The organism is Variovorax durovernensis (genome assembly GCF_977011995.1).
On record NZ_CDRNCW010000001.1, the window covers coordinates 6,196,221 to 6,220,617 of the forward strand.

Annotated in this window: 28 protein-coding genes; 15 read left to right on the forward strand and 13 right to left on the reverse strand. The window is 69.8% G+C overall.

The genetic code is table 11. The features are described 5' to 3' along the window. Window positions 1-115: 115 nt before the first annotated feature. The 5 genes from ACWV14_RS29340 to lipA are packed head-to-tail and all read left to right on the forward strand — an operon-like array spanning window position 116 to window position 4,217. Entirely contained in the window at window positions 116-1,009 is an 894-nt protein-coding gene (locus ACWV14_RS29340; RefSeq protein WP_454905238.1) for a D-amino acid aminotransferase, read from the forward strand. Then, window positions 1,006-1,314: a YbeD family protein gene (locus ACWV14_RS29345; RefSeq protein WP_081266103.1), complete on the forward strand. Its 309-nt coding sequence runs from the start codon at window positions 1,006-1,008 to the stop codon at window positions 1,312-1,314. Before ACWV14_RS29340 ends, ACWV14_RS29345 begins: the two co-directional genes overlap by 4 nt. Beyond that, entirely contained in the window at window positions 1,311-2,516 is a 1,206-nt protein-coding gene (locus tag ACWV14_RS29350; RefSeq protein WP_454905240.1) for an MBL fold metallo-hydrolase, read from the forward strand. Before ACWV14_RS29345 ends, ACWV14_RS29350 begins: the two co-directional genes overlap by 4 nt. Next, window positions 2,513-3,208: a lipoyl(octanoyl) transferase LipB gene (gene lipB, locus ACWV14_RS29355; protein WP_454905242.1), complete on the forward strand. Its 696-nt coding sequence runs from the start codon at window positions 2,513-2,515 to the stop codon at window positions 3,206-3,208. The genes ACWV14_RS29350 and lipB overlap by 4 nt, the downstream gene beginning before the upstream one ends. Window positions 3,209-3,215: 7 nt before the next feature. Next, entirely contained in the window at window positions 3,216-4,217 is a 1,002-nt protein-coding gene (lipA, locus tag ACWV14_RS29360) for a lipoyl synthase (RefSeq protein WP_454905244.1), read from the forward strand. 19 nt (window positions 4,218-4,236) lie between these two features. On the opposite strand, the gene ACWV14_RS29365 is transcribed toward lipA, so the two are convergent. Next, complete coding sequence (locus ACWV14_RS29365) at window positions 4,237-4,731, reverse strand: hypothetical protein (RefSeq protein ID WP_454905245.1); 495 nt, start codon at window positions 4,729-4,731, stop codon at window positions 4,237-4,239. A 13-nt stretch (window positions 4,732-4,744) separates the two neighbouring features. Continuing rightward, window positions 4,745-4,987 carry a GlsB/YeaQ/YmgE family stress response membrane protein gene (locus tag ACWV14_RS29370; RefSeq protein WP_081266107.1) on the reverse strand — a complete coding sequence of 81 codons (243 nt, stop codon included), beginning with the start codon at window positions 4,985-4,987 and terminating at the stop codon, window positions 4,745-4,747. A gap of 193 nt (window positions 4,988-5,180) precedes the next feature. On the opposite strand from ACWV14_RS29370, the gene ACWV14_RS29375 reads away from it, so the two are divergent. The 10 genes from ACWV14_RS29375 (at window position 5,181) to ACWV14_RS29420 (ending at window position 15,622) form a co-directional block, all read left to right on the forward strand. Further along, window positions 5,181-6,713 carry a class I adenylate-forming enzyme family protein gene (locus tag ACWV14_RS29375; RefSeq protein ID WP_454906121.1) on the forward strand — a complete coding sequence of 511 codons (1,533 nt, stop codon included), beginning with the start codon at window positions 5,181-5,183 and terminating at the stop codon, window positions 6,711-6,713. 38 nt (window positions 6,714-6,751) lie between these two features. Next, window positions 6,752-8,212: a sensor histidine kinase gene (locus tag ACWV14_RS29380; protein WP_454905247.1), complete on the forward strand. Its 1,461-nt coding sequence runs from the start codon at window positions 6,752-6,754 to the stop codon at window positions 8,210-8,212. Beyond that, the gene (locus tag ACWV14_RS29385) at window positions 8,197-9,558 is read left to right on the forward strand and encodes a sigma-54-dependent transcriptional regulator (RefSeq protein ID WP_454905249.1); all 1,362 of its coding nucleotides are present in this window, start codon (window positions 8,197-8,199) and stop codon (window positions 9,556-9,558) included. The genes ACWV14_RS29380 and ACWV14_RS29385 overlap by 16 nt, the downstream gene beginning before the upstream one ends. A 150-nt stretch (window positions 9,559-9,708) precedes the next feature. After that, window positions 9,709-10,506: a hypothetical protein gene (locus ACWV14_RS29390; RefSeq protein ID WP_454905250.1), complete on the forward strand. Its 798-nt coding sequence runs from the start codon at window positions 9,709-9,711 to the stop codon at window positions 10,504-10,506. 19 nt (window positions 10,507-10,525) lie between these two features. Next, window positions 10,526-11,794, forward strand: a complete 1,269-nt coding sequence (locus ACWV14_RS29395; protein WP_454905252.1) for an MFS transporter — start codon at window positions 10,526-10,528, stop codon at window positions 11,792-11,794. Continuing rightward, a complete protein-coding gene (locus ACWV14_RS29400; protein ID WP_454905254.1) occupies window positions 11,791-12,954 on the forward strand; it encodes an SLC13 family permease in 1,164 nt (387 codons plus the stop codon). The genes ACWV14_RS29395 and ACWV14_RS29400 overlap by 4 nt, the downstream gene beginning before the upstream one ends. Before the next feature lie 42 nt (window positions 12,955-12,996). Beyond that, entirely contained in the window at window positions 12,997-13,551 is a 555-nt protein-coding gene (locus ACWV14_RS29405; RefSeq protein ID WP_454905256.1) for a hypothetical protein, read from the forward strand. A 52-nt stretch (window positions 13,552-13,603) separates the two neighbouring features. Beyond that, window positions 13,604-14,311 (forward strand): helix-turn-helix domain-containing protein, encoded by a 708-nt coding sequence (locus ACWV14_RS29410; protein ID WP_454905258.1) that lies wholly within the window; start codon window positions 13,604-13,606, stop codon window positions 14,309-14,311. A gap of 74 nt (window positions 14,312-14,385) precedes the next feature. Continuing rightward, entirely contained in the window at window positions 14,386-15,231 is an 846-nt protein-coding gene (locus ACWV14_RS29415; RefSeq protein ID WP_454905260.1) for a DMT family transporter, read from the forward strand. Between the two features lie 73 nt (window positions 15,232-15,304). Then, window positions 15,305-15,622 (forward strand): hypothetical protein, encoded by a 318-nt coding sequence (locus tag ACWV14_RS29420; protein WP_422084711.1) that lies wholly within the window; start codon window positions 15,305-15,307, stop codon window positions 15,620-15,622. Window positions 15,623-15,638: 16 nt separating this feature from the next. Here the strand turns inward: ACWV14_RS29420 and ACWV14_RS29425 are convergent, their stop codons facing one another. The 11 genes from ACWV14_RS29425 to ACWV14_RS29475 all read right to left on the reverse strand — a co-directional run bounded on the left by ACWV14_RS29425 (window position 15,639) and on the right by ACWV14_RS29475 (window position 24,288). Then, window positions 15,639-16,682, reverse strand: a complete 1,044-nt coding sequence (locus tag ACWV14_RS29425; protein ID WP_454905261.1) for an NADP-dependent oxidoreductase — start codon at window positions 16,680-16,682, stop codon at window positions 15,639-15,641. A gap of 121 nt (window positions 16,683-16,803) precedes the next feature. Beyond that, window positions 16,804-18,183 carry an ATP-binding protein gene (locus ACWV14_RS29430; protein ID WP_454906123.1) on the reverse strand — a complete coding sequence of 460 codons (1,380 nt, stop codon included), beginning with the start codon at window positions 18,181-18,183 and terminating at the stop codon, window positions 16,804-16,806. A gap of 26 nt (window positions 18,184-18,209) precedes the next feature. Beyond that, window positions 18,210-18,902 carry a response regulator transcription factor gene (locus ACWV14_RS29435; RefSeq protein ID WP_454905262.1) on the reverse strand — a complete coding sequence of 231 codons (693 nt, stop codon included), beginning with the start codon at window positions 18,900-18,902 and terminating at the stop codon, window positions 18,210-18,212. 50 nt (window positions 18,903-18,952) lie between these two features. Beyond that, a complete protein-coding gene (locus tag ACWV14_RS29440; RefSeq protein ID WP_454905263.1) occupies window positions 18,953-19,348 on the reverse strand; it encodes a hypothetical protein in 396 nt (131 codons plus the stop codon). After that, entirely contained in the window at window positions 19,342-19,833 is a 492-nt protein-coding gene (locus ACWV14_RS29445; RefSeq protein ID WP_454905265.1) for a DUF4260 domain-containing protein, read from the reverse strand. The genes ACWV14_RS29440 and ACWV14_RS29445 overlap by 7 nt, the downstream gene beginning before the upstream one ends. 2 nt (window positions 19,834-19,835) lie before the next feature. After that, a complete protein-coding gene (locus tag ACWV14_RS29450; protein WP_454905267.1) occupies window positions 19,836-20,291 on the reverse strand; it encodes a Spy/CpxP family protein refolding chaperone in 456 nt (151 codons plus the stop codon). A 132-nt stretch (window positions 20,292-20,423) separates the two neighbouring features. Next, complete coding sequence (locus ACWV14_RS29455) at window positions 20,424-20,801, reverse strand: DUF4148 domain-containing protein (protein ID WP_454905269.1); 378 nt, start codon at window positions 20,799-20,801, stop codon at window positions 20,424-20,426. 106 nt (window positions 20,802-20,907) lie between these two features. Continuing rightward, on the reverse strand, window positions 20,908-21,624 hold the full coding sequence (locus ACWV14_RS29460) for a YoaK family protein (protein WP_454905271.1): 717 nt from the start codon (window positions 21,622-21,624) through the stop codon (window positions 20,908-20,910). Window positions 21,625-21,673: 49 nt separating this feature from the next. After that, window positions 21,674-23,485 carry a phosphoenolpyruvate--protein phosphotransferase gene (gene ptsP, locus ACWV14_RS29465; RefSeq protein WP_454905273.1) on the reverse strand — a complete coding sequence of 604 codons (1,812 nt, stop codon included), beginning with the start codon at window positions 23,483-23,485 and terminating at the stop codon, window positions 21,674-21,676. A 109-nt stretch (window positions 23,486-23,594) separates the two neighbouring features. Further along, window positions 23,595-23,864, reverse strand: a complete 270-nt coding sequence (locus ACWV14_RS29470) for an HPr family phosphocarrier protein (protein WP_081266134.1) — start codon at window positions 23,862-23,864, stop codon at window positions 23,595-23,597. Then, window positions 23,833-24,288, reverse strand: coding sequence for a PTS sugar transporter subunit IIA (locus ACWV14_RS29475; protein WP_237676424.1), 456 nt, complete (start codon window positions 24,286-24,288; stop codon window positions 23,833-23,835). Before ACWV14_RS29475 ends, ACWV14_RS29470 begins: the two co-directional genes overlap by 32 nt. Window positions 24,289-24,397 lie beyond the last annotated feature (109 nt).

Here is a 24,397-nt window from a genome sequence, read left to right on the forward strand (position 1 = left end):
CATTGATTATAAGTAAAAACCCAACCCATCCCGCCACCCCACGTGTCGCGCATGCAAATCGCTCCTGCATTCCCTGACGCGAGCCCGACCCGGCGCACGCAACCATAATTCCTTCATGCACCCTATCACCGACGCCCTGCCCGCCACGCTTTGTTACCTCGATGGCGAGTACACCGCGCTGCGCGACGCGAAGATCAGCGTCCTGGACCGCGGCTTCATTTTCGGCGACGGCATCTACGAATACGTTCCCGTCTACTTCGGCCAACCCTTCTGTTTCGAGGAGCACATGGCCCGCCTCGACCGCTCGCTCGCCGAGCTGCAGATCGAGAATCCGCTCTCGCTCGCGCAGTGGCGCGAAATTGTGATGCGCCTGGTCGCCCCCGGCGGCGAAGCACCACAGTCCGTGTATTTTCAGGTGACACGCGGCGTGGCTCCGCGCGACCACGCGATGGTGCGCGGTATTCGCCCCACTGTGTTCGTGATGGTGAACCCGCTGCCGCCCATCTCCGAGGCCATCCGCGCCAAGGGCGTGGCCTGCGTGACGGCGGAAGATTTCCGCTGGCAGAAGGCCCACATCAAGAGCACCAGCCTGCTGGGCGCCGTGCTCGCGCGGCAGATCAGCGTGGAGGCCGGCGCGGCCGAGACCATCATGTTCCGCGGCGATTGGCTCAGCGAGGCTTCGTCGAGCAATGTGTGGATCGTGAAGGACGGCATCCTCGCCGGGCCGCCCAGGGACAACCTCGTGCTGACCGGCATCCGCTACGGCCTGCTGGAGCGCCTGTGCGAGGAGCAAGGCATTCCGTTCGCGCTGCGCCGCATCTCGCGCGACGAGGTGTTCGCCGTCGACGAGCTGCTGATTTCCTCGGCCAGCAAGGAGTTGCTGCCCGTCGTCACGCTCGACGGTAAGGCTATTGGCAACGGCCACCCCGGCCCCATCTACAAGAGCTTGTACGCGGCCTACCAGCAGGCCAAGCTACGCAACGCACAGAAGCACGGAGTCCCGGCATGACCGACAACACGACCACCACCGAAACCACCTCGATTCCCGACCCGCGCAAGGAGTCGCTGATCGAGTACCCCTCGCAGTTCCCGATCAAGGTGATGGGCGCCAAGGTCGACGGCTTCGTGCATGCCGTCACGCAGATCGCTGAGCGCTTCGACCCGACCTTCGACGCCACCACGGTCGAACTGCGCGACAGCAAGGCCGGCAACTACCTCGGCGTGACCATCACCGTCACGGCCACCAGCCGCGAACAGCTCGACGACCTGTACCGCGCGCTGTCGTCGCACCCGCAGGTCAAGGTCGTGCTTTGACCCGTCTGCGGCACGTCGCGGCGGCGCTCTGCGCGGGTGGCCTGCTGGCCGCCTGCTCGACGCCGCCGAACCCGTACTACGACGCCAGCCGCAGACACCACCGGCCCGACGGCTTCCAGGACAATTACGTCGAGTTCAAGCCGAAGAATTTCTTCACCGACGTGCTGCTGGGCTGGCAGCTGCCTTCGTGGTTCAAGGGCCTGCCGCCCGCGCCCGAAGCGCCACCGCCGGTGGTCGCGCCAGACCTTGCCTTCATCGCGTCGAACACCGGCGCACAGGCCCGGCCCGCCGCCACCTTCATCGGCCACGCCACCGTGCTGGTGCAGGTGCCGACTGCGAACGGCAGCCTCAACGTTCTGACCGACCCGGTGTTCGGCGAGCGCGCCTCGCCTGTCTCCTTCGCGGGACCGAAGCGCTTCCAGCCGCCCGGCGTGGCCCTGAAGGACCTGCCGCGCATCGACCTCGTGCTGATCAGCCACAACCACTACGACCACCTCGACGAAGACAGCGTGAAAGCGCTCAACGCGCAGGCCGGCGGCCCGCCGCTGTTCGTGGTGCCGCTGGGCATCAAGCCATGGCTCGCGGAGCGCGGCATCACCAATGCAGTGGAACTCGACTGGTGGGACAGCGTCACGCTGCCGGCCACGCCTTCCGCACCTTCCGCGCAGACACTCGTCCAGCGCAACGGCGCGGGCATCGCCGCTGGCGCAAACAGCGACGCCGTGCAGGTGTTCCTGACACCAGCGCAGCACTGGAGCGCGCGCGGCCTCGGCGACCGCATGAAGACGCTCTGGGGCGGATTCGCGCTGCTTTCGCCGAAGCTGCACGTCTTCTATTCCGGCGACACCGGCTACTCGAAGGATTTCGCGGATATCCAGGCCCGTCTCGCGCCGCGCCAGGCCGACGCGCAAGGTGGCGGCTTCGACCTCGCGCTGCTGCCCGTCGGCGCCTACGAGCCCCGCTGGTTCATGAAGGACCAGCACGTCAACCCCGACGAGAGCGTGCGCATCCACCGCGAACTGCATGCCAGGCGCAGCCTGGGCGTGCACTGGGGCACTTTCTCGCTCACCGACGAAGCCCTCGACCAGCCACCCAAGGACCTTGCCGCAGCCCGCAAGGCCCAGGGCGTGGCGGACGACGCCTTCTTCACGCTCGCCATCGGCGAGACCCGCAGGCTGCCCGCGCGGCAGGCCACGCCATGACAGACACCACCACCGCTCCCGCCGTCGAGCTGCATCCGATGGGCCGCGTCGACTACGCGACTACTTTCGCGGCCATGAAGCAGTTCACCCTCGACCGCACGCCCGAGACGCCCGACGCGCTGTGGGTCTGCGAGCACGCGCCGGTGTTCACCCAGGGCATCGCCGGCAAGCAGGACCACATCCTGAACCCCGGCGCCATTCCCGTGGTGCAGACCGACCGCGGGGGCCAAGTCACCTTCCACGGTCCCGGCCAGGTGGTGGCCTATCCGCTGATCGACCTGCGGCGCGCCGGCTACTTCGTCAAGGAATACGTCTACCGCATCGAGGAATCGGTGCTGCGCACCCTCGCCCACTTCGGCGTGACAGGCCACCGCGTGCCGGGCGCGCCGGGCATCTACGTGCGGCTGGACGACCCGTTTTCGCACGCCGCCCTGACCGGCCCGCTGCCCGCCGCCGACCCGTTTCGCGGCCTCGGCAAGATCGCCGCGCTGGGCATCAAGGTGAGCCGCCACGCCACTTACCACGGCGTGGCGCTCAACGTCGACATGGACCTCGAACCCTTCTCCCGCATCAACCCTTGCGGCTACGCGGGGCTGCAAACGGTCGACCTTTCTACAATCGGCATTCAAACCACATGGGAAGAAGCCGCCACGGTGCTGAGCCAGAAGCTCCGCGCCTTCCTGGCGCCTTGACATACCAATGAGCACCACAGAAGTCGTCCGCGACGCGCAAAGCGCCGAAAACTACAACCCCCTGGCCAAGCAGAAAGCAGCGGCCAAGCTCTCGCGCATCCCCGTCAAGGTGGTGCAGGGCGGCGAGGTGCTCAAGAAGCCCGAATGGATCCGCGTCAAGGCCGGCAGCCCGACCACGCGCTTCTACGAGATCAAGCAGATCCTGCGCGAGAGCAACCTGCACACCGTCTGCGAAGAGGCTTCGTGCCCGAACATCGGCGAATGCTTCGGCAACGGCACCGCCACCTTCATGATCATGGGCGACAAGTGCACCCGCCGCTGCCCGTTCTGCGACGTGGGCCACGGCCGCCCCGACCCGCTGGACAAGGACGAGCCGCTCAACCTCGCGAAGACCATCGCCAAGCTGCGCCTGAAGTACGTGGTGATCACCAGCGTCGACCGCGACGACCTGCGCGACGGCGGCAGCCAGCACTTCGTCGACTGCATCAAGAACATCCGCGAGCTCTCGCCGATGACGCAGATCGAGATCCTGGTGCCCGACTTCCGCGGCCGCGACGACCGCGCCCTCGAGATCCTCAAGGCCGCGCCGCCGGACGTGATGAACCACAACCTGGAAACCGCGCCGCGCCTCTACAAGGAAGCGCGCCCGGGCAGCGACTACCAGTTCAGCCTGAACCTGCTGAAGAAGTTCAAGGCCCTGCACCCCAGCGTGCCGACCAAGAGCGGCATCATGGTCGGCCTGGGCGAGACCGACGAGGAAATCCTGCAGGTCATGCGCGACATGCGCGCCCACGACATCGACATGCTGACGATCGGCCAGTACCTGTCGCCGTCGGGCTCGCACCTGCCGGTGCGCCGCTACGTGCACCCGGACACCTTCAAGATGTTCGAGGAAGAGGCCTACAAGATGGGCTTCAGCCACGCCGCCGTGGGCGCGATGGTGCGCTCGAGCTACCACGCCGACCAGCAGGCGCATGCGGCCCAGCAGGCCGTGACTCACCACGAGTGAACCAGCAGCCCGCGCGTCCTCAGCCGCGCGTGGCGTTTTCTTTCATCTTCGCCAGTGCAATGGCAATCGCCGCGCCGCCCAGCGTCTTGATCAGCCCCGAGTGCTGCGCATAGAACTGGCTCACCTCGTCGATCACGCCCGCGTGCTGCTGCTCGGCATGCGCGGCAATTTCGGTCACCTGCGCGGGTGACAGCTGCGAGGCCTGGTCGGGCGTGATCTGTGCCTGGCCCGGCTGCAGCATGCGGCCGAGCACGCCGCCCGCCAGCGCCGAAGCGGCCGCCGGCCCGAGCGTGGCCAGGATCTGGTTGAGCACGCCGGCCTGCTGCTGCGGCGACGACTGGCCGAACAGCTGCCCGACCATGTTGCCGAAGGGCGGCGTCTGGTCGGAGCGCATGGCCGCCGCGAGCCCCGCGCCGACCTCGTCGGTGGAAGCGTGCTGCGTGACCTGGTCGATGTGGGCCTCGGGGCTGCTGTTGCCGCCGATGGCCTGCTGGAGGATGTCGAGTAGACCCATTTGGAACTCCTTGTCAGCGGGTGACGAGATGCCAGACCCCGAGCAGCAGGGCCGCGCCAATCACCGAGGCGATGAAGCCGGCACCCGCGCCCGCAGCGTACAGCCCCAGGGCCTGTCCTGCATAGGTCGCCACGAGCGACCCGGCGATGCCCAGGATGACCGTGAGGATGAACCCCATCGAGTTGTTGCCCGGCAAGACGGCGCGGGCGATCAGCCCCGCGATGAAACCGATCAGGATCGTCCAGATGATGTGCACGAGAAGCTCCCTGTTTGCTGATGGTGACGAGTCATCGTGGACCGGCCATCCTGAGCGCTGGCTGACGGCTGCGCCCTGCTGCCGCGGGGTCGCCAAGGCGCTGGCCGAAAGCGTGAACATTTCGCTATCCTGCCCTTTGGTTGGTCAAGAAGAAGGAATGATTTTGCAAACGCACCCTGCCGTTCAAGCCGCGATGGAACGCAACTTCGGCGCCATCGCCGACCTGGTCCGTCTCCATGCGCAACACACGCCCGGGAACGCCGCGCTGGCCGACGCCCGCCACACGCTGGACTACCGCGCGCTGGACGCGCTGATGGACCGCATCGCGGCCAGCCTGCAACGCGACGGTCTCAAGCCCGGCGACGCCATCGCGATATGCGCGTCGTCGTCGGTCAACTATGCGGCGGTGTTCCTGGGCGCACTGCGCGCGGGCGTCGCGGTGGCACCGCTGGCGCCCGGCTCCACGCCCGCCAGCCTGGCCCGCATGATCGAGGACGCCGAGGCGCGCATCCTGTTCAGCGACGCATCGGCGGCCGAGGTGATCGGCCCCGCCAGGGAAGGCGGCATTGCGCGCATCGCGCTCGACGGCTCTGCCGTGGGCCGCGGCTTCGAAGGCTGGCTCGCGCCGGCCGGCACGCGGCCCGCGCCCGTGGAGGCGCAGCCATCGTGGGCGTTCAACATCATCTATTCGTCGGGCACCACCGGCGAGCCCAAGGGCATCGTGCAGGGCCACGGCATGCGCTGGGCCCATGTGCAGCGCGGCGCCAAGTACGAGTACAGCCCCGACACCGTCACGCTGCTGTCGACGCCGCTCTACTCCAACACCACGCTGGTGGTGTTCTTCCCCACCATCGCCTTCGGCGGCTGCGTGGTGCTGATGCCCAAGTTCGACGCGCTCGGCTACCTGCAGCTGGCCTCGCAGCGCCGCGTGACGCACACCATGCTCGTGCCGGTGCAGTACCAGCGGCTGATGGCGCACCCGCGCTTCGACGAGCACAACCTCTCCTCCTTCCGCCACAAGTTCAGCACCAGCGCGCCCTTCAACGCCACGCTCAAGGCCGACGTGCTCAAGCGCTGGCCCGGCGGGCTGGTCGAGTTCTACGGCATGACCGAAGGCGGCGGCACCTGCATCCTGGAAGCGCACCTGAACCCGACCAAGCTGCACACCGTGGGCCGACCCGCCGAGGGCAGCGACATCCGCCTGATCGACGAGCAAGGCAACGAACTGCCGCGCGACAACACCGAGGTGGCCGGCGAGGTTGTGGGCCATTCGGCCGGCATGATGACCGGCTACCACCGCCAGCCCGAGAAGACACGCGAGGCCGAGTGGTTCGACGCCACCGGCAAGCGCTTCATCCGCACCGGCGACGTGGGCCGCTTCGACGCCGAGGGCTTCCTCACGCTGTTCGACCGCAAGAAGGACATGATCATCAGCGGCGGCTTCAACATCTATCCGAGCGACCTCGAGGCCGTGCTGCGCGGCCATGCGGCGGTGGCCGACGCGGCCGTGGTCGGCGTGCCGTCGGAGCAATGGGGCGAGACGCCGGTGGCCTTCGTGGTGCGCCGCGAGGGCGACGCCACCACCGAAGCCGCGCTGCTGCAATGGACCAACGACCAGCTCGGCAAGACCCAGCGGCTGGCGCGGCTGAGCTTCATCGACGAACTGCCGCGCAGCGCGATCGGCAAGGTGCTCAAGCGCGAACTGCGCGAACGCGACCGCAGCTGACACGCCGAAGCCCTGAAAACAGGGCACGATTGCGGCAGATGAAATCTCTACGCGGTCAGTTGCTCTTTTTCTGGGTGTTGTTGTTCGGCATGTGCGCCGCATTGGCGGTGGTGATGCTCACGCTGTACCGCAGCAGCGCGGGCGCGCAGGTGGCGGCGGGGCGCACCGCCACCGAGCAGTCGTGCCGGGCCATCGCGGCGCGCTATGTCCGCTCGGCCACCGCCCCCCCGGCCGCCCAGCCGCAGGTCGACCTGCTGCAGGTGCTGCTGCAGCTGGTGCTGATCGAGGCGCCGCATGTCGAAGGCGGCGTATGGCAGGCCAGCGGCGGCCACCTGGCCTACGCCTACCCCACCTACGAAGGCAGCGGCGTCAAGCGCGACGTGCCCGCGGCCGAGCAGCCGCTGATCGCCGAGCTGGCGCAGCTCGCGGCGCGCACGCAGCAGCCGCAGACCGACGTGGTGCGCGGCAGCCGCGAGGCGCTGATCGTCTCGGCCTGCCCGCTGGCAACCCCGCGCAATGACCTGGCCGCCTGGACCATGACGCGCACCAGCGGCGGCGCGCTGGCCGCCCAGGACAGCCTGCGCACCGGCCTGGGCGTGTTGCTGGTGCTGGTGCTGGCCTCGGGCCTGTGGCTGGGCTTCATCCTGCTGCGCGGACTGCGCCATGTGCAGCGCCTGGAAAACCAGCTGATCCAGGCCGACGCCGACGGCGGCGCCGTGCCCGAACTTCCCCGCACCGGCGTGCGCGAGCTCGACCGAATCGTCGACGGCTTCAACCACTACCGGCTGCGCTTCGAAGAGGCCCGCACGCATCTGCGCGCGGCCGCCCAGCAGCGCAGCCGCGACCAGCGCCTGGCCGCGCTGGGCCGCATGACGGGCGGCATCGCGCACGAGATCCGCAACCCCATCGCCACCATGCGGCTGAAGGCCGAGAACGCGCTGGCCGCCACGCCCGAACGGCAGGGCGCAGCGCTGCAGGCCATCGTCGGGCAGATCGACCGGCTCGACGGCCTGGTGCAGAGCCTGCTCGCGCTGGTGCAACCGGTGGCACTGGCGCCGGTGGAAGTGGTGCTGCACCGCTGGCTCGACGAGCGCGTGGCCGCCGTGGCGCCCAAGGCCGATGCCGCCGGCGTGCAGGTCACGCTGCATCACGACATGCCCACCAGCGCCATGTTCGATCCGGTGCACCTGGCGCGCGCGGTCGACAACCTGCTCGACAACGCCGTTCGCCATGCGCCGCGCGGCGGCCACGTGGTGCTATCGGCCCTGCAGCCCGACCCACGCACGCTGGCCATCCGCGTGGACGACGACGGCCCCGGCGTGCCCGAATCGCTGCAGGCCAGCCTGTTCGAGCCCTTCGCCACCGGGCGCGCCGACGGCACCGGGCTGGGCCTGGCGCTGGCGCGCGAGGTGGCGCTGGCGCACGGCGGCGATCTGCATCACTTGCCGCTGACGCCGGGTGCACGATTCGAACTGGAGCTTCCATGGCGCATCTCCTGATCGTCGACGACGACGACGCCTTCCGCGACACGCTGGCCGAGACGCTGGAGGGCCTGGGCCACGAAACAGTTGCAGTCGCGAGTGGCGCCGAGGCGATCGAGACGGCGTCGCGCGAACGCTTCGACGCCGTGTTCCTCGACCACCGCATGCCCGGCATGGACGGCCTGCAGACGCTCGCCGCCCTGCAGGCGCGCTTGGCGCGGCTGCCGCCGGTGATTGTGCTCACGGCTTTTTCGAGCGCGGGCAACACCATCGAGGCGATGCGCCTGGGCGCCTTCGACCACCTGGCCAAGCCGATCAGCCGCGAGGCGGTGCGCGAGGTGCTGGAACGCGCGCTGCAACAGCACACGGCGGCCTCGCCGTCCGCCACCACGGCAGGGGACGACGACAGCGACCTGATCGGCCCGAGCCAGGCCATGCGCGAGGTGCACAAGCGCATCGGCCTGGCCGCCGCCAATTCGATGCCGGTGCTGGTGCTCGGCGAAACGGGCACCGGCAAGGAAATGGTGGCGCGCGCCCTGCACCGCCATTCGGCCCGCGCCGGCCAGCCGTTCGTGGCCGTCAACTGCTCGGCCATTCCGAAGGAACTGCTCGAAAGCGAGCTCTTCGGCCATGTGCGCGGCGCCTTCACGGGTGCCACCGGCGAGCGGCCCGGCTGCTTTCGCGCGGCCGACGGCGGCGTGCTTCTGCTCGACGAGATCGGCGACATGGCGCTGGACGTGCAGGCCAAGATCCTGCGTGCCCTGCAGGAGGGCGAGGTCACGCCGCTGGGCAGCCACAAGACGGTGAAGGTCGACGTGCGCGTGGTCGCGGCAACGCACCGTGACCTGGCCGCCGCCGTGCGCGAAGGGCGCTTCCGGGAAGACCTGCTGTACCGGCTCGACGTGCTGTCGATCCGCATGCCGCCGCTGCGCGAGCGGCTGGCGGACATCATTCCGCTGGCGGAGCACTTCCTGCGACGCGCCGCTCTGCAGGGCGCGCCCGATGCCGTGTCCAAGGCGCTGTCGGCCGAGGCGGCGCAGCGGCTGCTGAGCCACCCGTGGCCGGGCAACGTGCGGGAGCTGCGCAACGTGATGGAACGCTGCCATGCGCTGGTGCGGCACCGCGTGATCGGCGGCGCGGACCTGGACCTCGCGCTCGGTGCCGCGGCTCCCGGCGAAGCACCCGCCACGCTGCCCGCCGACTGGCTCGAGGGCGAACTGCCAGCCGCCGTCGAGAGGCTCGAGCGCCTGCTGATCGCGCACGCGCTGGCGCAGACGCAGGGCAACCGCGCCGAAACGGCTCGCCGGCTGGGCATCCACCGGCAGCTGCTGTATCGAAAGCTGGCGCAGTACGGGCTCGAATGAGCCGCGGGTGTCCGCAAACCGGACACCCGGTGTCTCCGGATCATGCGATGGCAAGCTGCCAGACACACGCAAGTCGTTGATTTAAAAGGATTCGTGGGCTGGCACGTTGTGTGAGATGTCTTTGGGCATCCACCCCTCAAGGAGCCATCCATGACACATCGCATCACCTTCCTCGCCGCTGCCTGCCTGCTGGCGAGCAGCGCCGCCTTCGCCCAGGTACCGCCGCCTCCCGGCGGCCCGGTGCCCCCGCCGCCGCTCGGCGCCACCGCGCCACTGCCGCCCGCCGCGCCGGAAGCGGGCACCGTCGCCAGCGGCCGCGTGCAGCAATGGCTGATCAACCCGAACGGCGAGGCCGACGGCCTGCTGCTGAGCGACGGCACGCAGGTCGCATTTCCGCCGCATCTCTCGGCCGCGGTGATGCAGATGCTCAAGCCCGGCGACACGGTGCAGGTCAGCGGCTGGCGCGCGCCCAACGCGCCGGTGGTGCGCATGCAGGCCATCGTCGCCAACGGCCGCAGCCTGACCGACCAGCCTCCGGCGCCCGGCATGGCCCCGCCGCAGCCGCGCGATCCGGGCGCGCTCGTCGCCCTGTCGGCGGGAGGGCGCATCGAACGACTGCTCTACACCGACCGCGGCGACGTGCGCGGCGTGCTGCTCGCGGACAAGACCACCGTGCGCTTCCCCCCGCACATCGGCGCCATGTACGGCGCGCAACTGAAGCCCGGTGCGCAGCTCCATGCGCGCGGCTGGGGTACGCGCGGCGCGCAGGGCACGGCGCTGGAAGCCACCAGCCTGGGCACGAGCGCAGACACTGTGCGCGAGATCTTCGGCGGACCGGGCCTGGAACCCGCGCCGCGCGGCCCCGGCGGTCCTCGCGGTCCGAGGGGCGCGGGCCCCACGCCGCCCGCGCCGCTGATGGCCCCGCCGGCCCCGGTGCCGGCCTCCTGATCTTCCTGTCCGACCCGCCATGACCACTACCGCCGCACCCTCGCGCCGCAGCCTGCGCGCACTCGACGCACTGGCCTTCTTCGCGCCCGACATCCAGGGCGGCGTCGGCCCGTTCCTGATCGTCTTCATGGCCGGCACGCTGGCCTGGGACCCGCAGCGCATCGGCACCGTGATGTTCGTCTCGGCGCTCGTGGGGCTGCTGGTGCAGGCGCCGGCCGGCGCGCTGATCGACAGCGCGCGGCACAAGCCGCGCTGGATCGCCGGCGCCATTTCGCTCATCGCGGTGTGCCTGGTGGTCATGGCGAACTGGCCGGGCTACGGCGTGATCCTGGCGGGCCAGTCGCTCATCGGCGCGGCGGGCACGCTGGTGGCGCCTGCCATCGCGGCCGTCAGCCTGGGCATGGTGGGCCGCGCCGGGCTAGATGCGCGCGTCGGCCGCAACGCCGCGATCACCGCGGCGGGCACGGTGCTGTGGGCGCTGGGCACCGGCTGGGTAGGCCACGCGTTCGGCCCGCATGCCATGTTCTTCTATGCGGTGGCGATGGCGCTGCCGACCATCGCTGCGGCCATGCTGATCCGCAAGCGCGACGTCGATCCAAAGCTGGCGCGCGGCGCCGATGCCGATGCCGATCACGAGGAGGCCGACGCGCCGCGTTCCAACGCACGCTGGTACGACCGCCGCTTCATCGTGCTGCTGGTCTGCGCCTTCCTGTTCCACCTGGCCAACGCCGCCATGCTCACGCTGGTGGCGCAGAAGGTCGGCACGCAGGCCGGCACGTCGGCCACGCTGTGGCTGTCGGGCGGCGTCATCGTCACGCAGCTGGTCACCATTCCGATCGCCCTGGCGGTCGGACGCTGGGCGCCGCGGCTGGCGCGCAAGCCGATCTTCCTGGCCGGCTTCGCGGTGCTGCCGGTGCGCGGGCTGCTGTACCTGCTGGCCGACAGCCCGGCCGCGCTGCTGTCGCTGCAGGTGCTGGACGGCATCGGCGCGGGCATCTTCGGCGTGATGCTGACCCTGATGATCGGCGACCTCACGCGCGGCAGCGGCCACTTCAACTTCGCGCTGGGCATCGGCGCGGCCTGCGTGGGACTGGGCGCGGCGCTCAGCAACCTGGTGGCGGGCACGGTCGCGCACCTGGCCGGCTACGGCACGGCCTTCGTGATGCTGGCGGGTATCGCGGCCGCTGCGCTGACGCTGTTCGCGCTCGCAATGCCGGAAACTCGCGACAGGCGCCGTTCGATGGCGAACGCGCCGGCCGCCTCCGCACTGACCACCGCCGCTCCATGACCAAAGACACCGCGCCGACCCTGGCATCTCCCTCCTCGTCCGCCGCTTCCCCCGCCGACGCTCCCGCAACCCACGAAGGCGGCGGCAACGGCCTGCTCTGGGTGCTGGTGGCGGTGGCGGTGCTGTTCGCCTTCTTGCGCCCGCGCGCGCCGATGGACTGGCTCAAGCTGGTCGACTGGCAGACCGTGGGCGCCCTGGCCGGGCTGCTCGCCATCACGCAGGGCGTAGAGAAGAGCGGCATGCTCCAGTCGGCCGCCCAGCGACTGCTGGCGCGGACCACCGATCTGCGCCAGCTGGCGCTGCTGCTGACCGCCACGGCCGCCGTACTCTCGGCGCTGGTCACCAACGACGTGAGCCTGTTCCTGCTGGTGCCGCTCACCCGCGTGCTGGCCACACAGGCGCACCTGCCGCTGGCGCGGCTGGTGGTGCTCCAGGCGCTGGCGGTGAACGCGGGATCGGCGCTCACGCCCATCGGCAATCCTCAGAACCTGTACCTGTGGCATCGCACCGGCGAAAGCTTCGGCGGCTTCATGCTGATGATGGCGCCCACCGTGCTGGTCATGCTTTTCTGGCTGTTCGTGGCCGTGTGGCTGCTGGTGCCGCGCACGGCCATCGCGCTCAAGCCGGCGGCCGAGGCCGCACCGGTGCAGCCGAGGCTGCTGGCGCTGTCGGGCGTGCTGTTCGTGGGCTTCGTCGTCGCGCTCGACCGGCACTGGCTGCTGGCTGGCCTGGCGGTGGTGTTCGTCGCCTACCTGCTGTGCCAGCGCCGCGTGCTGCTGGGCGTCGACTGGGCGCTGCTCGCCATCATCGCGCTGATGTTCGTCGACCTGCGACAGCTCGCCGAACTGCCGGCGGTGGCTTCGCTGGTCGGCCAGTGGCCGATTGCCGAGGGCTGGCGCGCGTACCTCGCGGCCATCGTCACCTCGCAGTTCATCAGCAACGTGCCGGCCACCATCCTGCTGGACCGCTACGTGCACGACCTGCCCGCGCTGGCGGCGGGCGTGAGCGTGGGCGGCTTCGGCTGCGTGCTGGGCTCGCTGGCCAACCTCATCGCCCTGCGGCTGGCCAAGGTGCCGCACGGGCTTCGCGAGTTCCATCGCATCAGCATTCCCTTCCTGATCGTGTGCGCGGCATCGGCGGTGCTGCTGCGGCTCGGTTGATCGCGTTTTCCGTTTCACAACCACACTCAAAAAGGACATTCCATGCCACATCCTCACGACACCCTCGACGTCTGGTCGGTCGAAGGCCGTTTCCAGCATCTGATCTACAGCCCCAAGGGCCGCATCGAAGGCGTGCTGATCGACACCGACGGCGTGCCCACGCAGTTCGTCTTCGAGCGCCACGACGAAGACGCCGCGGCCGCGTTCGCCGGCCTGAAGTCCGGCCAGGCGCTGGTGCTCGAAGGCATCGAGGAAGGCCCCTCGCCCAAGGGCGATGCCGAACACACGGTCTACCGCTTCGAACGGCTGGCCTCGGTCGACGGCAAGGCGCCGCGCCAGGTGGACACCGCCGGAAGCATCGACGGCAAGGTGGTGCGCTTCAACTACGCGCGCCACGGAGAGGCCAACGGCGTGGTGCTGGACACCGGCGACTTCGTCCACACCAAGCCCGACGGCCTGGCGCGGCTGGCCCTGAAGGTCGGCGACAAGGTGCGGGCCGAGGGCCGCACGCAGCCGCTGGCAACCGGCAATGGGCGCGTGGTCGAGGCCGTGCGGGTCAACGGACAGGCCGTGCGGGACGACGCCGACGAGGGCTGATCGATCCTGCTTGTAGCACGGCCGGGGCTGCGCGGACAATCCGCTGCAGCCCATGCATGCCCCCGCTTCCTCCCCGCCGCCCCGCCATGAACTCGCCCTGCGCGACTATGGCCACTCGCACGGCAGCCACGCGCACGACCACTTCCAGGTACTGATCGGCCTGGACGGCGTGCTCGAGATCGAAGTGGAAGGCCGCGGCTGCGGCATCGGCGCAGGCGAAGCGCAGGTGATCGCCCCGGGCGAGCGGCACGACTTCAACGCGCGCAAGCACGGCAGCCTGTGCCTGGTGCTCGACACCACGCAGCCGGCATGGGCGCGCTGCACCGAGCGCGCACCGCCCGGCGCGCCGCAACTGCACACGCTGGCGCGCTACCTGGCGCAATGCATCAGCCAGCCGCAGGCCTCGGCCCTGGCCCTGTTGCACGGCCCCGCACTGCTGCTGGAGGCCTGGAGCCCCGCGCCGGCTTCTTCGGATTCGCGTCGCCGGCGCATCGACTGGCCCCTGCTCGCCGAATGGGCCCGGGCCCGCTGGCACGAACCGCTGGGCGTGGCCGACCTGGCCGATGTCGTCTGCCTGAGCCCGAGCCAGTTCGCGCAGCGCTGCCGCGAAGAGCAGGGCACGAGCCCGATGCACTGGCTGCGCTCGCTGCGGCTGGCGCATGCGCGCGAGCTGCGGCTCGGCGGCATGGGCGTGGCCGAGACGGCGCGCCGCACGGGCTACCGCTCGCCGTCGGCGCTGACCGCCGCGCTGCGCCGCTGATCGCGCCGCAAACCGTCGTTGCGCGACGACAGTCCGGCATTGCGCGACGGGCGCATCGCGTAGCCTCGCCGGCCATGCCGTCCACTTTCTTTGCCCTGCTCGCCATTGCGCTCTGGGCGACGCTCGCCTCGCTGGGCACCTCGCTGTCGCACCTGCCCCCGTTCCTCACGACCGGCATCGCGCTGATCGTCGGCAGCGTGCCGAGCTGGCCGCTGGTGCTGCGCGACCGCAGCGCATGGAAGGTGCCGCCGCTCACACTGGCGCTGGGCATCTACGGCCTGTTCGGCTATCACTTCCTGCTGTTCATGGCGCTGCGGATCGCGCCGCCGGTGGAGGCCAACCTCGTCAACTATCTGTGGCCGCTGCTCATGGTGGTGCTGGCGCCGGTGCTGCTGACGGGCATGTCGCTGCGGCCGGTGCACGTGGTGGCGGCGCTGCTCGGGTTCGCAGGCGCGGCGGCGGCGATCCTCGGGGCACAGGGGGCCGTGGCCTCCGGGCCGGCAACCACGTACTGGGGCTTCCTGCCCGCGCTGGCGTCGGCCGTGATCTGGGCCAGCTACTCGCTGTGGACGAAGCGCGTGCCCGCCTTCCCTACTTCCGCCATCGGCCTGTTCGGGCTGGTCTCGGGCCTGCTGGCGCTGGCCTGCCACGCCGTGCTGGAAACACCGGCCGTGTTGTCGGGCCGCGACTGGATGCTGCTGGTGCTGTGCGGCCTCGGCCCGCTGGGTGCGGCTTTCTTCCTGTGGGACATGGCGCTCAAGCGCGGCGACGCGCGGCAGATCGGCATCCTGAGCTACATCACGCCGCTGGCCTCGACCGCGCTGCTGCTCGCCGTGACCGGCCGGCCGCTGACGTGGAGCATCGCGCTCGCGGCGATCCTGATCATCTCGGCCGCGCTGATGGGCACCCGCGCGCGCTGAATGCGTCCGCGTCCGACGGGGCAGGCCGCGCGTTTTCTGGCAGAGTGGCGACTCAGGAACAAAGGAGCCACGCATGAACGAAAAGAACGGGGATTTCGAGATCACGCCCAAGCTCGTGTTCGACATGAACCTTGCGCTGTACCTCGACCTGGTCGCCGCGCTGGAAGCCGCGGGCGCCGTCACCTACCGCCAGATGGCGGCCCGCGTTCTGAACATCAGCATGGATGCCCGCGACGACGGCGAAGCAGGCCTGTCGACGGTGCTCGAAGGCATCGCCAAGGGCTTCGCGGGCCGGGGCGACGGCCTGTCTATCGAGCTGCTGAAGGCCGCGCGCGGCCTGCGAGACGACGAGGCGATGGGCGACATTCCCATGCGCCCCGAGGACGACTGAAGCGCCCCGCCGCCCTTCAGGCTTCGGCGACCTGCAGCACCAGCTTGCCGAAGTTCTCGCCGGCAAAGAGCTTGTTGAGCGACTCCGGGAAGGTGTCCAGCCCCTTGACGATGTCTTCCTTGCTCTTCATGCGGCCGTCCTTCAGGTAGCCAGCCATCTCGGCGATGGCGATGTGATAGCGGTCGGCGTAGTCGAACACCACGATGCCTTCCATGCGCGCGCGGTTCACCAGCAGGCTCAGGTAGTTCTTCGGGCCGGCCGAGGGCATGCTGTTGGCGTTGTTGTACTGGCTGATGGCGCCGCAGATGATGATGCGGGCCTTGCGCGCGAGCCGCGCCAGCACCATGTCGAGGATCTCGCCGCCGACGTTGTCGAAGTAGACGTCCACGCCCTTCGGGCAATGCGTCTTGAGGCCTTCGCGCACCGCGCCCGCGCCGGCCTTGTAGTCGATGCAGGCGTCGAAGCCCAGCTCTTTCACCACCCAGTCGCACTTGGCGGCGCCGCCGGCGATGCCGACCACGCGGCAGCCCTTGATCTTGGCCAGCTGGCCCACGGTCTGGCCCACGGCGCCCGCCGCGCCGGAGACCACCACCGTCTCGCCCGGCTTCGGCTGGCCCACGTCCATCAGTCCGAAGTAGCCGGTCATGCCGGGCATGCCCAGCACGTTGAGCCATTGGGTGATGCTGCCGACGTTCAGGTCGATCTTCACCAGGCCGTTGCGCTTGAGGTCGTCCTGCGCGATGAGGATGTATTCCTGCACGCCGAGCGTGCCGTACACCGTGTCGCCGACCGCGAATTTCGGGTTCTTAGAGGCCACCACGCGGCCGACGCCGCCGGCGCGCATCACCTCGTCGATGGCCACGGGCGGGATGTAGCTCTTGGCGTCGTTGAGCCAGCCGCGCATGGCCGGGTCGAGCGACAGCGACAGCGTCTTGACCAGCACGCCGCCCTCGGCCGGCTCGCCGACGGGCTCGGTGGTGAATTTCCAGTTTTCGCGGGTGGCGGCGCCTTCGGGGCGCTTGGCAAGGCGGACCTGGTGATTGGTGAGGGGGCTGCTCATGGTGTCTCCTTGAATGACGGGCCGGGCGCCGGCGTGGGCACGGAGGCGCATCGTAGCCGCGCACCCCGCGCCCTCCGTAGCGCCGCCTGTAGCGCAGGCGACAGCCCGGCGCCGCCGCGCGCTACACCAGCCGGACGATGATCTGCAGCCCCGGCGAGGCGTTGCGCACCATGAGTTCGCCGCCGTGCGCCTCGGCGATCAGCCGGCACAGGTACATGCCCAGGCCGACGCCGCCGGTGGCCCGCGCCCGGGCGCCGTCGGTGCGGTAGAAGGGCTCGGTGAGCCGCTCCAGCTGTGCATCGTCGACGCCGGGGCCGTGGTCGCGCACCTCGATCTCGATGCCCTGCTTCTTGCCGTCGAGCACAGCGCGCAGCGACACGCAGGGCGGGCGCGGCGCTTCGTTGCTGTAGCGCAGCGCGTTGTCCAGCAGGTTGCGCACCAGCAGGCGGATGCGCATGCGGTCGACGGCATGGGGCGGCAGTCCGTCGGCCAGGTCCAGGTACACCTGCTGCGCGCCGGGCATCTCGGCCACGGTCTCGCGGATCAGCACGGCAAGGTCGACCGGCTCGCGCTGCAGCGCCACGTGCGGGCTGGCCAGGCGTTCGCTTTCGAGCAGGTCGCTGATGAGGTCGCGCATCTCGTTCAGGTCGCGCAGCAGCGCCTCGCGCTCGGCCTGGCCTTCGGGCGTTGCCGGCAGCAGCTCGGCATTGAGCCGGGCGCGGGTGAGCGGCGAGCGCAGCTCGTGGCTCAGCGCGAGCAGCAGGCCGCGCTTGGCGTCGAGCATGGCCTGGATGTCGTCGGCCATGGTGTTGACGCGCTGCGCGAGATCGCCGAGGTCGTCGTTGCGGCGGATCGGAATGGGCTGCGAGAACTCGCCGCGCCCGAAGCGCTGCGCGCCTTCGCGTATGTCGATCAGCGGCCGCAGCAGCCGGCTCACGTAGGCATAGGCCAGCAGCACGCACGACAGCAGCACGCCGAGCGTCGCCCAACCGATGATGCGCGGCGCCAGCTCCCAGAGCTTGGGCGACCAGCCGAAGATCACGCGGTGCCCATCGGCGGTGGAGCGGATGAACCACTTGTCGCCGCCGGGCATGTCGTCGCGGTCGTGCATCCAGCCGCCGGGGCTGTTCGCGCCGCCGGGGTTGGAATCCCAGTTGACCTTGGGGCCGACGATGCGGATGGTGATGGGAAGACGCGCCACCAGCGCCTGCGCGCGCGCCACGTCGGGCGGCGTGCCGATGTCGGCGACCAGGCGGTCGGTGTAGTCGGTCAGCATCGGCCTCGCGGCCTCGGCCCAGCCGGTGGAAAAGGCCCGCTTCATGCCGCTCATGAAGACCACCGCCATCACCATGGCCAGCAGCACGAACATCAGCACCAGCCGCACCCGCAGCGAACGGCGCCAGCGGCGCTTGCCCTGCACCTTCTCGTTCCAGCGCGCATGCCACTGCTTGTGCCACTCCTGGCGCCATTCTTCGTCGCGGCATTCCATGCGCCGCCGCATCTCGCGGGGGAACCTGCGGTTGAAGCTCATGCAGTCTCGCTGCGCGCCACGGCCAGCGCGTAGCCGGCATTGCGCAGCGTCTTGATGCAGTCCAGCGGCTCCAGCTTCTTGCGCAGGCGGCTCACCACGATGTCGACCGCGCGCGTGTAAAGCTCGGCCTCGTGGCCGCGCAGGCGATTGAGGATGTCGTCGCGGCTGAAGACCTTGCCGGGTTCGCCGGCCAGCAGCGCGAGCAGTTCGAACTCGGTGCCGGTGAGTTCCACGCGCTCGCCGTGGCGCAGCACCTGGCGGCGGTCGAGGTCGATCGACAGGCCGTCGAACACGCGCTGCTGCGTGCTGCCCGCGGCCGGCGGCGCGCTGCGCTGGCGGCGCAGGATCGTCTGCACGCGAGCCACCAGTTCGCGCGGCTCGAAGGGCTTGGGCACGTAGTCGTCGGCGCCCAGCTCGAGGCCGACCACGCGGTCCATCACTTCGCCGCGCGCGGTGAGCATCACGATGGGGATGTCGCTTTCCTTGCGGATCTCGCGGCAAAGCTCGAAGCCGTCCATCTCGGGCAGCATGACGTCGAGGATGGCGGCGTCGTATTGGCCGGCGCGCAGCTTGGCAAGGCCTTCGCTCGGGCGCACGGCGCTTTCGAGCGTGCAGCCGAAGCGTGCGAAGTAGGTGGTCAGCGGCGCGGCGAGGTGTTCGTCGTCGTCGATCAGCAGGATGCGCGGCATGGCGGGATTGTGCCTCCTGGCAAGCATGTGGCGGATGACTTCGCTCACCATCAGACCCGCCGGCATCGCACCGCCCAGGTCAGGCCCGCAACCAGAATTGCGAGCAGCAGCGCGTGGTAGACCACGTCGCCTGTGGAGCCGGGGCCGATGCCGGCCACGATGGTGCCCAGCCCGACCAGCGTGCCCAGCAGCGCAAAGCCCTGGCCGAAGATCGCGGCGCGCCGCGCATGCGCGGGGCGCAGCCAGGTCTCGACCGAAGCCAGCACCAGCACCGTCGCGATCACCGCCTCGGCGATGCGCGCATGTGCGTGCGCATGGCCCGGCACGAGGTAGCCGGCATGCACCGTCGACGCGACACCGAGCGTGAGTGCCTCGGCCAGCATCCATGCGCGCGCGATGCGCGGGCGCATGACGGGGGCCACAACGGCGGCAGCGGCGCTCACCATGGATCGGCCCGGCCGATGCCGCCGAGATGCGTGAGACCGAAACCGGCGGCGTACTTGAGCCCGTAGCCGAGTGCGCGATCGAAGCCGACGTGGGCGAACCAGATCAACCCGCCGGCCACCGCCCACGGCGTGGCCGCGAGCACGCCGAACGCGAGCAACAGTGCGGGGCCGACGTACGAGTGCGTCGCGTTGTAGAGCGCCGCGCCCACGCGCGGCCCGGCAAGGTAGCCGAGCATCGCGAGGTCGGGCGCCAGCAGCCAGAGCGCGAACACGCCCCAGCCCGCGCCGTACTGGGCGTACGCGGCGAGCGCCACGCCAAGCACCACCGCGCCTTCGAGGCGCAGCAGCGCACGCACGCCACCCGCGGCGCCCGAGGCCTGTTCGCGGGATACCGCGGAACCGGCTTCGCCGGCCCGCAGGTATCGCCCCCGGAGAGGGGGAAGGCGAAGCGACACGAAGTGCGCAACGCCTGGGGGCGAGCCCATGCTCAGCTCCAGCGGCGGCCGCCGCGCTCCATGAAGTCGCGCACCTTCTGTTGCTGCGCGGCGTTCAGGTTGTCGTAGAAGTCGGCGGCGGCCGCGATGATCTCGGGGCTGCCGGCGCGCACGGCGGCGGTCTTCTCGTCGACGAGTCGTGCGGCGCCGGCCTGGTCGAGCTTGTTGCCGGCGAACAGCGCCTTGAACTGCGACCGCGGGTCGCCCGAGCCGCCTGCGCCGCGCATGGCTTCGCGCTGCGCCTGCAGCTTCTCGGCCAGCACGGTGAGCTTCTGTTTCTGGTTGGCGTCGAGCTCGAGCTTGCTGCCCACGCGTTCGACCATCTTGGCGCGGAACTCGGCGCTGTTGCCGCCCCAGCCGTGGCGTTGGCCTGCACAGCCGGCAATGCTGCCGGCCACCACTGCCAGGCCGGCAAAACCGAAGAGAGTACGTTTGATCCAGTGCTTCATGATTGTTCCTTGCTCGCCCCCAGGCTTGCCCACTTCGTGTGGCCGCCAACCCCCTACCGGGGGCGACACCCATGGCCCGGCAAAGCCGGTTCCACGGTGTCCCTGAAAAAGGGGCATCGTTGATTGGAGGGATTACAGGCGGCTGCTCTTGGCGTTGGCCGCCGAGGCGCGTGCGTCCACGGGGTTCTGCATGGTCGAGATGACCTGGCTGTTCACGCGCGAGCCCGAAGACACGTTCTGGTCGGGCGCCGCCGCGGTGCGCACTGCTTCGGCGACGACACGGGCGCGCTCGGTCGACACGGCCACGGTCTCCGGACCGCGCGAGCCGCGCACCACGTTCTGGTTGGGCGCGGATGCGGTGCGCACGGCTTCGGCGCCGACTTCTGCGCGGCTCTTGGCCGACACGGCGGGCAGCACGCCCTCGTAGCTTTCAGCCTTCGCACCGGCCGCCGCGAGCATGGCGAACGAACCGACGGCGATGATCTGGGTCAGGGAGAGAGATTGCTTCATTTGGCAGGCCTTTCTTTCAGGGTTGGAAGAGAAGGCCTGATCGTGCTTGCGGGGCCGCCGCAAGTCCTTTCGCCGCAGTTTCGGCGTGTTTCGTTTTATTGCGACGCTATTGCTTTCGCAGTAGCCGCAGCAACACCGCGAGCGCAATGCAGGGCGCGAGCAGCGCCCAGAAGCCGGCATGCGCATAGCCCAGCCCGCCCGCCAGCGAGCCGGTAGCGAATGCGGCCACCGGCGGCCAGGCCTTGTGCACGCGGGCACCGGCCGCCGCCATGCCGGGCGCGCGCGTCGCAATGTCGACCAGGTCCATCACCAGCTGCGTGACGTTGCCGGTCATCACGGTGCTGGGCGTGAGGCGCGAGAACACGCTGCGCGCGGCGGTGTTCTGCACCGACATCGCCAGCACGCCCATCAGCCCGACGCCGATGGCCTGCATGCCGCCGCCGTGTGCGAACGGCCCGGCCCACACGCCCGCGAGCATGAAAGCCACCAGGCCCGCGAGCTGGATGGCGACCAGCGGCGCCGCGGTGTCGCGCCCTTGCCGTTCGCGCCGCAGCTGGAACAGGCGCGTGGCCGCGACGCCGATGACGAAGGTGGGCAGCGCCAGCAGCTTGCCGACCACTTCCGCATGGCCGTCGCCCGCCATCGCCGCGCCGATCAGCACGAAGTTGCCGGTGACGTGCGCGGTGAAGAGGCCGAACAGCGCGACGAAGCCGAGCGTGTCGACGAAGCCGCCGGTGAAGGCGAGCAGCATGCCGTGGCCGGGAGGATCGACAGGCGCCGGGTCGGCGGCGTGCGCGGCGAGCGTGGACGAAGGCGAAGTCATGCGAGCGATGTCCCTTGGCAATGCGCGGCGCCGCGCCCCACGAAAAGACTCAGCCCGCGAGCGCGGCGGCCGGGTCGTCGGATTCGAGCACGCCCTTGGCCCACGCCTCGAGCTTGCTGGTGTCGGCACGCAGCACTTCCTGCTTGACCGCGAGGATGCGCGAGGGATGCATCGAGAAGCTGCGAAGGCCCAGCCCGAGCAGCAGCCGCGTGAACGCCACGTCGCCCGCCATCTCGCCGCACACCGACACGCCCTTGCCCTGCCGTCGGCACTCGGCGATGGTGTCGGCCACGAGCTTGAGCACGGCCGGGTGCGCCGGGTCGTAGAGGTGCGCCACCGACTCGTCGGCGCGGTCGATGGCCAGCGTGTACTGGATCAGGTCGTTGGTGCCGATCGACAGGAAGTCAAAGTGCTTCAGGAAGATGCGCAGCGTGAGCGCCGCGGCCGGTATCTCGATCATGGCGCCGAGCTTGACCGGGCCGTACACCGCGCCGCGGTTGTCGAGCTCGGCCCGCGCGAAGTCGATCAGCGACATGGTCTGGCGGATCTCGCTGGCGTGCGCGAGCATGGGAATCAGCAGGTGGATCTCGCCGTGCGCGGCGGCCCGCAGGATGGCGCGCAGCTGCGTGAGGAACATCGCCGGGTCGGCCAGGCTCCAGCGGATGGCGCGCAGGCCGAGCGCGGGGTTCAGGTGCTCCTGCTTGTTGGCCGACTTGCTGTCCAGCGGCTTGTCGGCGCCCACGTCGATGGTGCGGATGGTGACCGGCATGCCCTGCATGCCCTCGACCGCGCGCTTGTAGGCCTGGTACTGCTCTTCCTCGTCGGGCAGGCGCGTCTGGCGCGCCGACGATTCGCGGCCCATGAAGAGGAATTCGCTGCGGAACAGCCCGACGCCCACCGCGCCGGCCTTGACGGCGCCCACGGTGTCCTCGGGCATCTCGATGTTGGCCAGCAGCTCGACGCGCTGGCCGTCGAGCGTGACGGCCGGCTTGTGGCGCAGGCGCGCGAGGCGCCCGCGCTCGAGGTCGCCCTGGCGCTGCTTGAAGCCGTACTCGGCCAGGATGATCGGCGAGGGGTCGACGATGACCACGCCGGCATCGCCGTCGATGATGACCCAGTCGTCCTGGCGCACCAGCTGGCTCGCGGTACGCGCGCCGACCACGGCCGGGATGTCCATGCTGCGCGCGACGATGGCGGTGTGCGAGGTGCGCCCGCCCACGTCGGTCACGAAGCCGGCGAACACGCTTTTCTTGAACTGCAGCATGTCGGCCGGCGACAGGTCGTGCGCAATCAGCACCAGCGGCACGTCGATGCCGTCGCCCGCGGTGGGGTCGTCGTGCTCGTCGTTGTCGTCGACCGGCGCGGCGGCGCGCTTGCGGCGCGGCGGGCTCGGCGCGAGCACTGCGGCCGTGCCCTTCATGCGGTGCAGCAGGCGCTCGACCACCTGCTCGAGGTCGGCCTTGCGCTCGCGCAGGTAGGCGTCTTCCATCTCGTCGAACTGGCGCGCGATGATCTCGAGCTGCGTGGTCAGCGCCCATTCGGCGTTATAGAGCCGCTCGCTGATCCAGTGCTTGACGCCGCCGCTGAGGGCTTCGTCCTGCAGCAGCATCTGGTGCACCTCGAGCAGCGCGGCGAGTTCGTGCGGCGCGTCGTTGGGGCCCATCTGGGCCACGTTGGCCTGCAGCTTGGTGAGCTCGTCGGCCACCGCGTTGCGCGCGGTGCGCACGCGGTCGATCTCGGTTTCGATCTCTTCAGGCTTGATGAAGTAGTGGGCCACGTCGATGCGGCTCGACACCACCAGCACAGCGCGCCCGATGGCAATGCCACGGGCGACAGGGAGGCCGTGGACTGCGAAGGTCATGACCTACCTTGTGAGATGCCGTCGAACCGGCTTTGCCGGGCACCCGGCATCGCCCCCTGGAAGGGGGTTGGCGTTTACACGAAGTGAAGAAGCTTGGGGGTGGGCCATTTCATTCGCCTTCGCCGAACTTGTCGTCCATGAGATGGACGATGGCGTTCATCGCTTCTTCTTCCTGCGGGCCGTTGGTTTCGAGCTCCACGGTGGAGCCGAGCCCGGCGGCCAGCATCATGACGCCCATGATGCTCTTGGCATTGATGCGGCGGTCGCCGCGCGAGAGCCAGACCTCGCAGGGAAAGCTGCCTGCGAGCTTGGTCAACTTGGCCGATGCGCGTGCGTGCAGGCCCAGCTTATTGCTGATGGTCACGGATTTCTTGATCACTGTGCTTTCTCTTCGCCTGGTTCTGGGGAGCGGCCGCCGCCACCTGCATGACACCCGCGGTGCCGCCGGCCAGGGCCCGTTGCACCAGAGTCTCCAGCGGTTCGTGCCGGTAGGTGACGGCACGCAGCAGCATCGGAAGGTTGACCCCCGCCACCAGCCGCGACCGGACGCCGTCCACCAGCTTCTGCGCCACGTTGCAGGGCGTGGCGCCGAACACGTCGGCCAGCACCAGCACTTGCGTGCGCGGGGTGTGCAGCTGCTGAGCGAGCGTGATGCGCGCGGCGGCCAGCGTTTCTTCGGGCGACACGTTGGGCAACACGTCGAGCGCGACGATGGCCTGCTCGCAATCTGGGAACACATGCAGCGCGCACTGCCGCAGCGCATGTGCGAACGGTGAGTGGGCGATGATGAGGATGCTGTTCATGCGGGACGGAGGACGACGCGCCGATTATGCGGGGGCGCCCAGTGGATGTAGATATATGACACAACGCGGCAGCCCGGCAAACCGGACAGTGCCGCCCCAGTGCGAGCCG

Coding starts and splice junctions, on each gene's coding strand:
- ACWV14_RS29430 (WP_454906123.1), bottom strand. CDS start 18,183: ATGCGGCGGCGCATGGAATGCCGCGACGAAGAATGGCGCCAGGAGTGG.
- ACWV14_RS29445 (WP_454905265.1), bottom strand. CDS start 19,833: ATGGGCTCGCCCCCAGGCGTTGCGCACTTCGTGTCGCTTCGCCTTCCC.
- ACWV14_RS29365 (WP_454905245.1), bottom strand. CDS start 4,731: ATGGGTCTACTCGACATCCTCCAGCAGGCCATCGGCGGCAACAGCAGC.
- ACWV14_RS29460 (WP_454905271.1), bottom strand. CDS start 21,624: ATGACTTCGCCTTCGTCCACGCTCGCCGCGCACGCCGCCGACCCGGCG.
- ACWV14_RS29415 (WP_454905260.1), top strand. CDS start 14,386: ATGCCGTCCACTTTCTTTGCCCTGCTCGCCATTGCGCTCTGGGCGACG.
- ACWV14_RS29345 (WP_081266103.1), top strand. CDS start 1,006: ATGACCGACAACACGACCACCACCGAAACCACCTCGATTCCCGACCCG.
- ptsP (WP_454905273.1), bottom strand. CDS start 23,485: ATGACCTTCGCAGTCCACGGCCTCCCTGTCGCCCGTGGCATTGCCATC.
- ACWV14_RS29475 (WP_237676424.1), bottom strand. CDS start 24,288: ATGAACAGCATCCTCATCATCGCCCACTCACCGTTCGCACATGCGCTG.
- ACWV14_RS29435 (WP_454905262.1), bottom strand. CDS start 18,902: ATGCCGCGCATCCTGCTGATCGACGACGACGAACACCTCGCCGCGCCG.
- ACWV14_RS29375 (WP_454906121.1), top strand. CDS start 5,181: ATGGAACGCAACTTCGGCGCCATCGCCGACCTGGTCCGTCTCCATGCG.
- ACWV14_RS29410 (WP_454905258.1), top strand. CDS start 13,604: ATGCATGCCCCCGCTTCCTCCCCGCCGCCCCGCCATGAACTCGCCCTG.
- ACWV14_RS29455 (WP_454905269.1), bottom strand. CDS start 20,801: ATGAAGCAATCTCTCTCCCTGACCCAGATCATCGCCGTCGGTTCGTTC.
- ACWV14_RS29420 (WP_422084711.1), top strand. CDS start 15,305: ATGAACGAAAAGAACGGGGATTTCGAGATCACGCCCAAGCTCGTGTTC.
- ACWV14_RS29425 (WP_454905261.1), bottom strand. CDS start 16,682: ATGAGCAGCCCCCTCACCAATCACCAGGTCCGCCTTGCCAAGCGCCCC.
- ACWV14_RS29405 (WP_454905256.1), top strand. CDS start 12,997: ATGCCACATCCTCACGACACCCTCGACGTCTGGTCGGTCGAAGGCCGT.
- ACWV14_RS29450 (WP_454905267.1), bottom strand. CDS start 20,291: ATGAAGCACTGGATCAAACGTACTCTCTTCGGTTTTGCCGGCCTGGCA.
- lipB (WP_454905242.1), top strand. CDS start 2,513: ATGACAGACACCACCACCGCTCCCGCCGTCGAGCTGCATCCGATGGGC.
- ACWV14_RS29380 (WP_454905247.1), top strand. CDS start 6,752: ATGAAATCTCTACGCGGTCAGTTGCTCTTTTTCTGGGTGTTGTTGTTC.
- ACWV14_RS29440 (WP_454905263.1), bottom strand. CDS start 19,348: ATGGTGAGCGCCGCTGCCGCCGTTGTGGCCCCCGTCATGCGCCCGCGC.
- ACWV14_RS29390 (WP_454905250.1), top strand. CDS start 9,709: ATGACACATCGCATCACCTTCCTCGCCGCTGCCTGCCTGCTGGCGAGC.
- lipA (WP_454905244.1), top strand. CDS start 3,216: ATGAGCACCACAGAAGTCGTCCGCGACGCGCAAAGCGCCGAAAACTAC.
- ACWV14_RS29395 (WP_454905252.1), top strand. CDS start 10,526: ATGACCACTACCGCCGCACCCTCGCGCCGCAGCCTGCGCGCACTCGAC.
- ACWV14_RS29400 (WP_454905254.1), top strand. CDS start 11,791: ATGACCAAAGACACCGCGCCGACCCTGGCATCTCCCTCCTCGTCCGCC.
- ACWV14_RS29385 (WP_454905249.1), top strand. CDS start 8,197: ATGGCGCATCTCCTGATCGTCGACGACGACGACGCCTTCCGCGACACG.
- ACWV14_RS29340 (WP_454905238.1), top strand. CDS start 116: ATGCACCCTATCACCGACGCCCTGCCCGCCACGCTTTGTTACCTCGAT.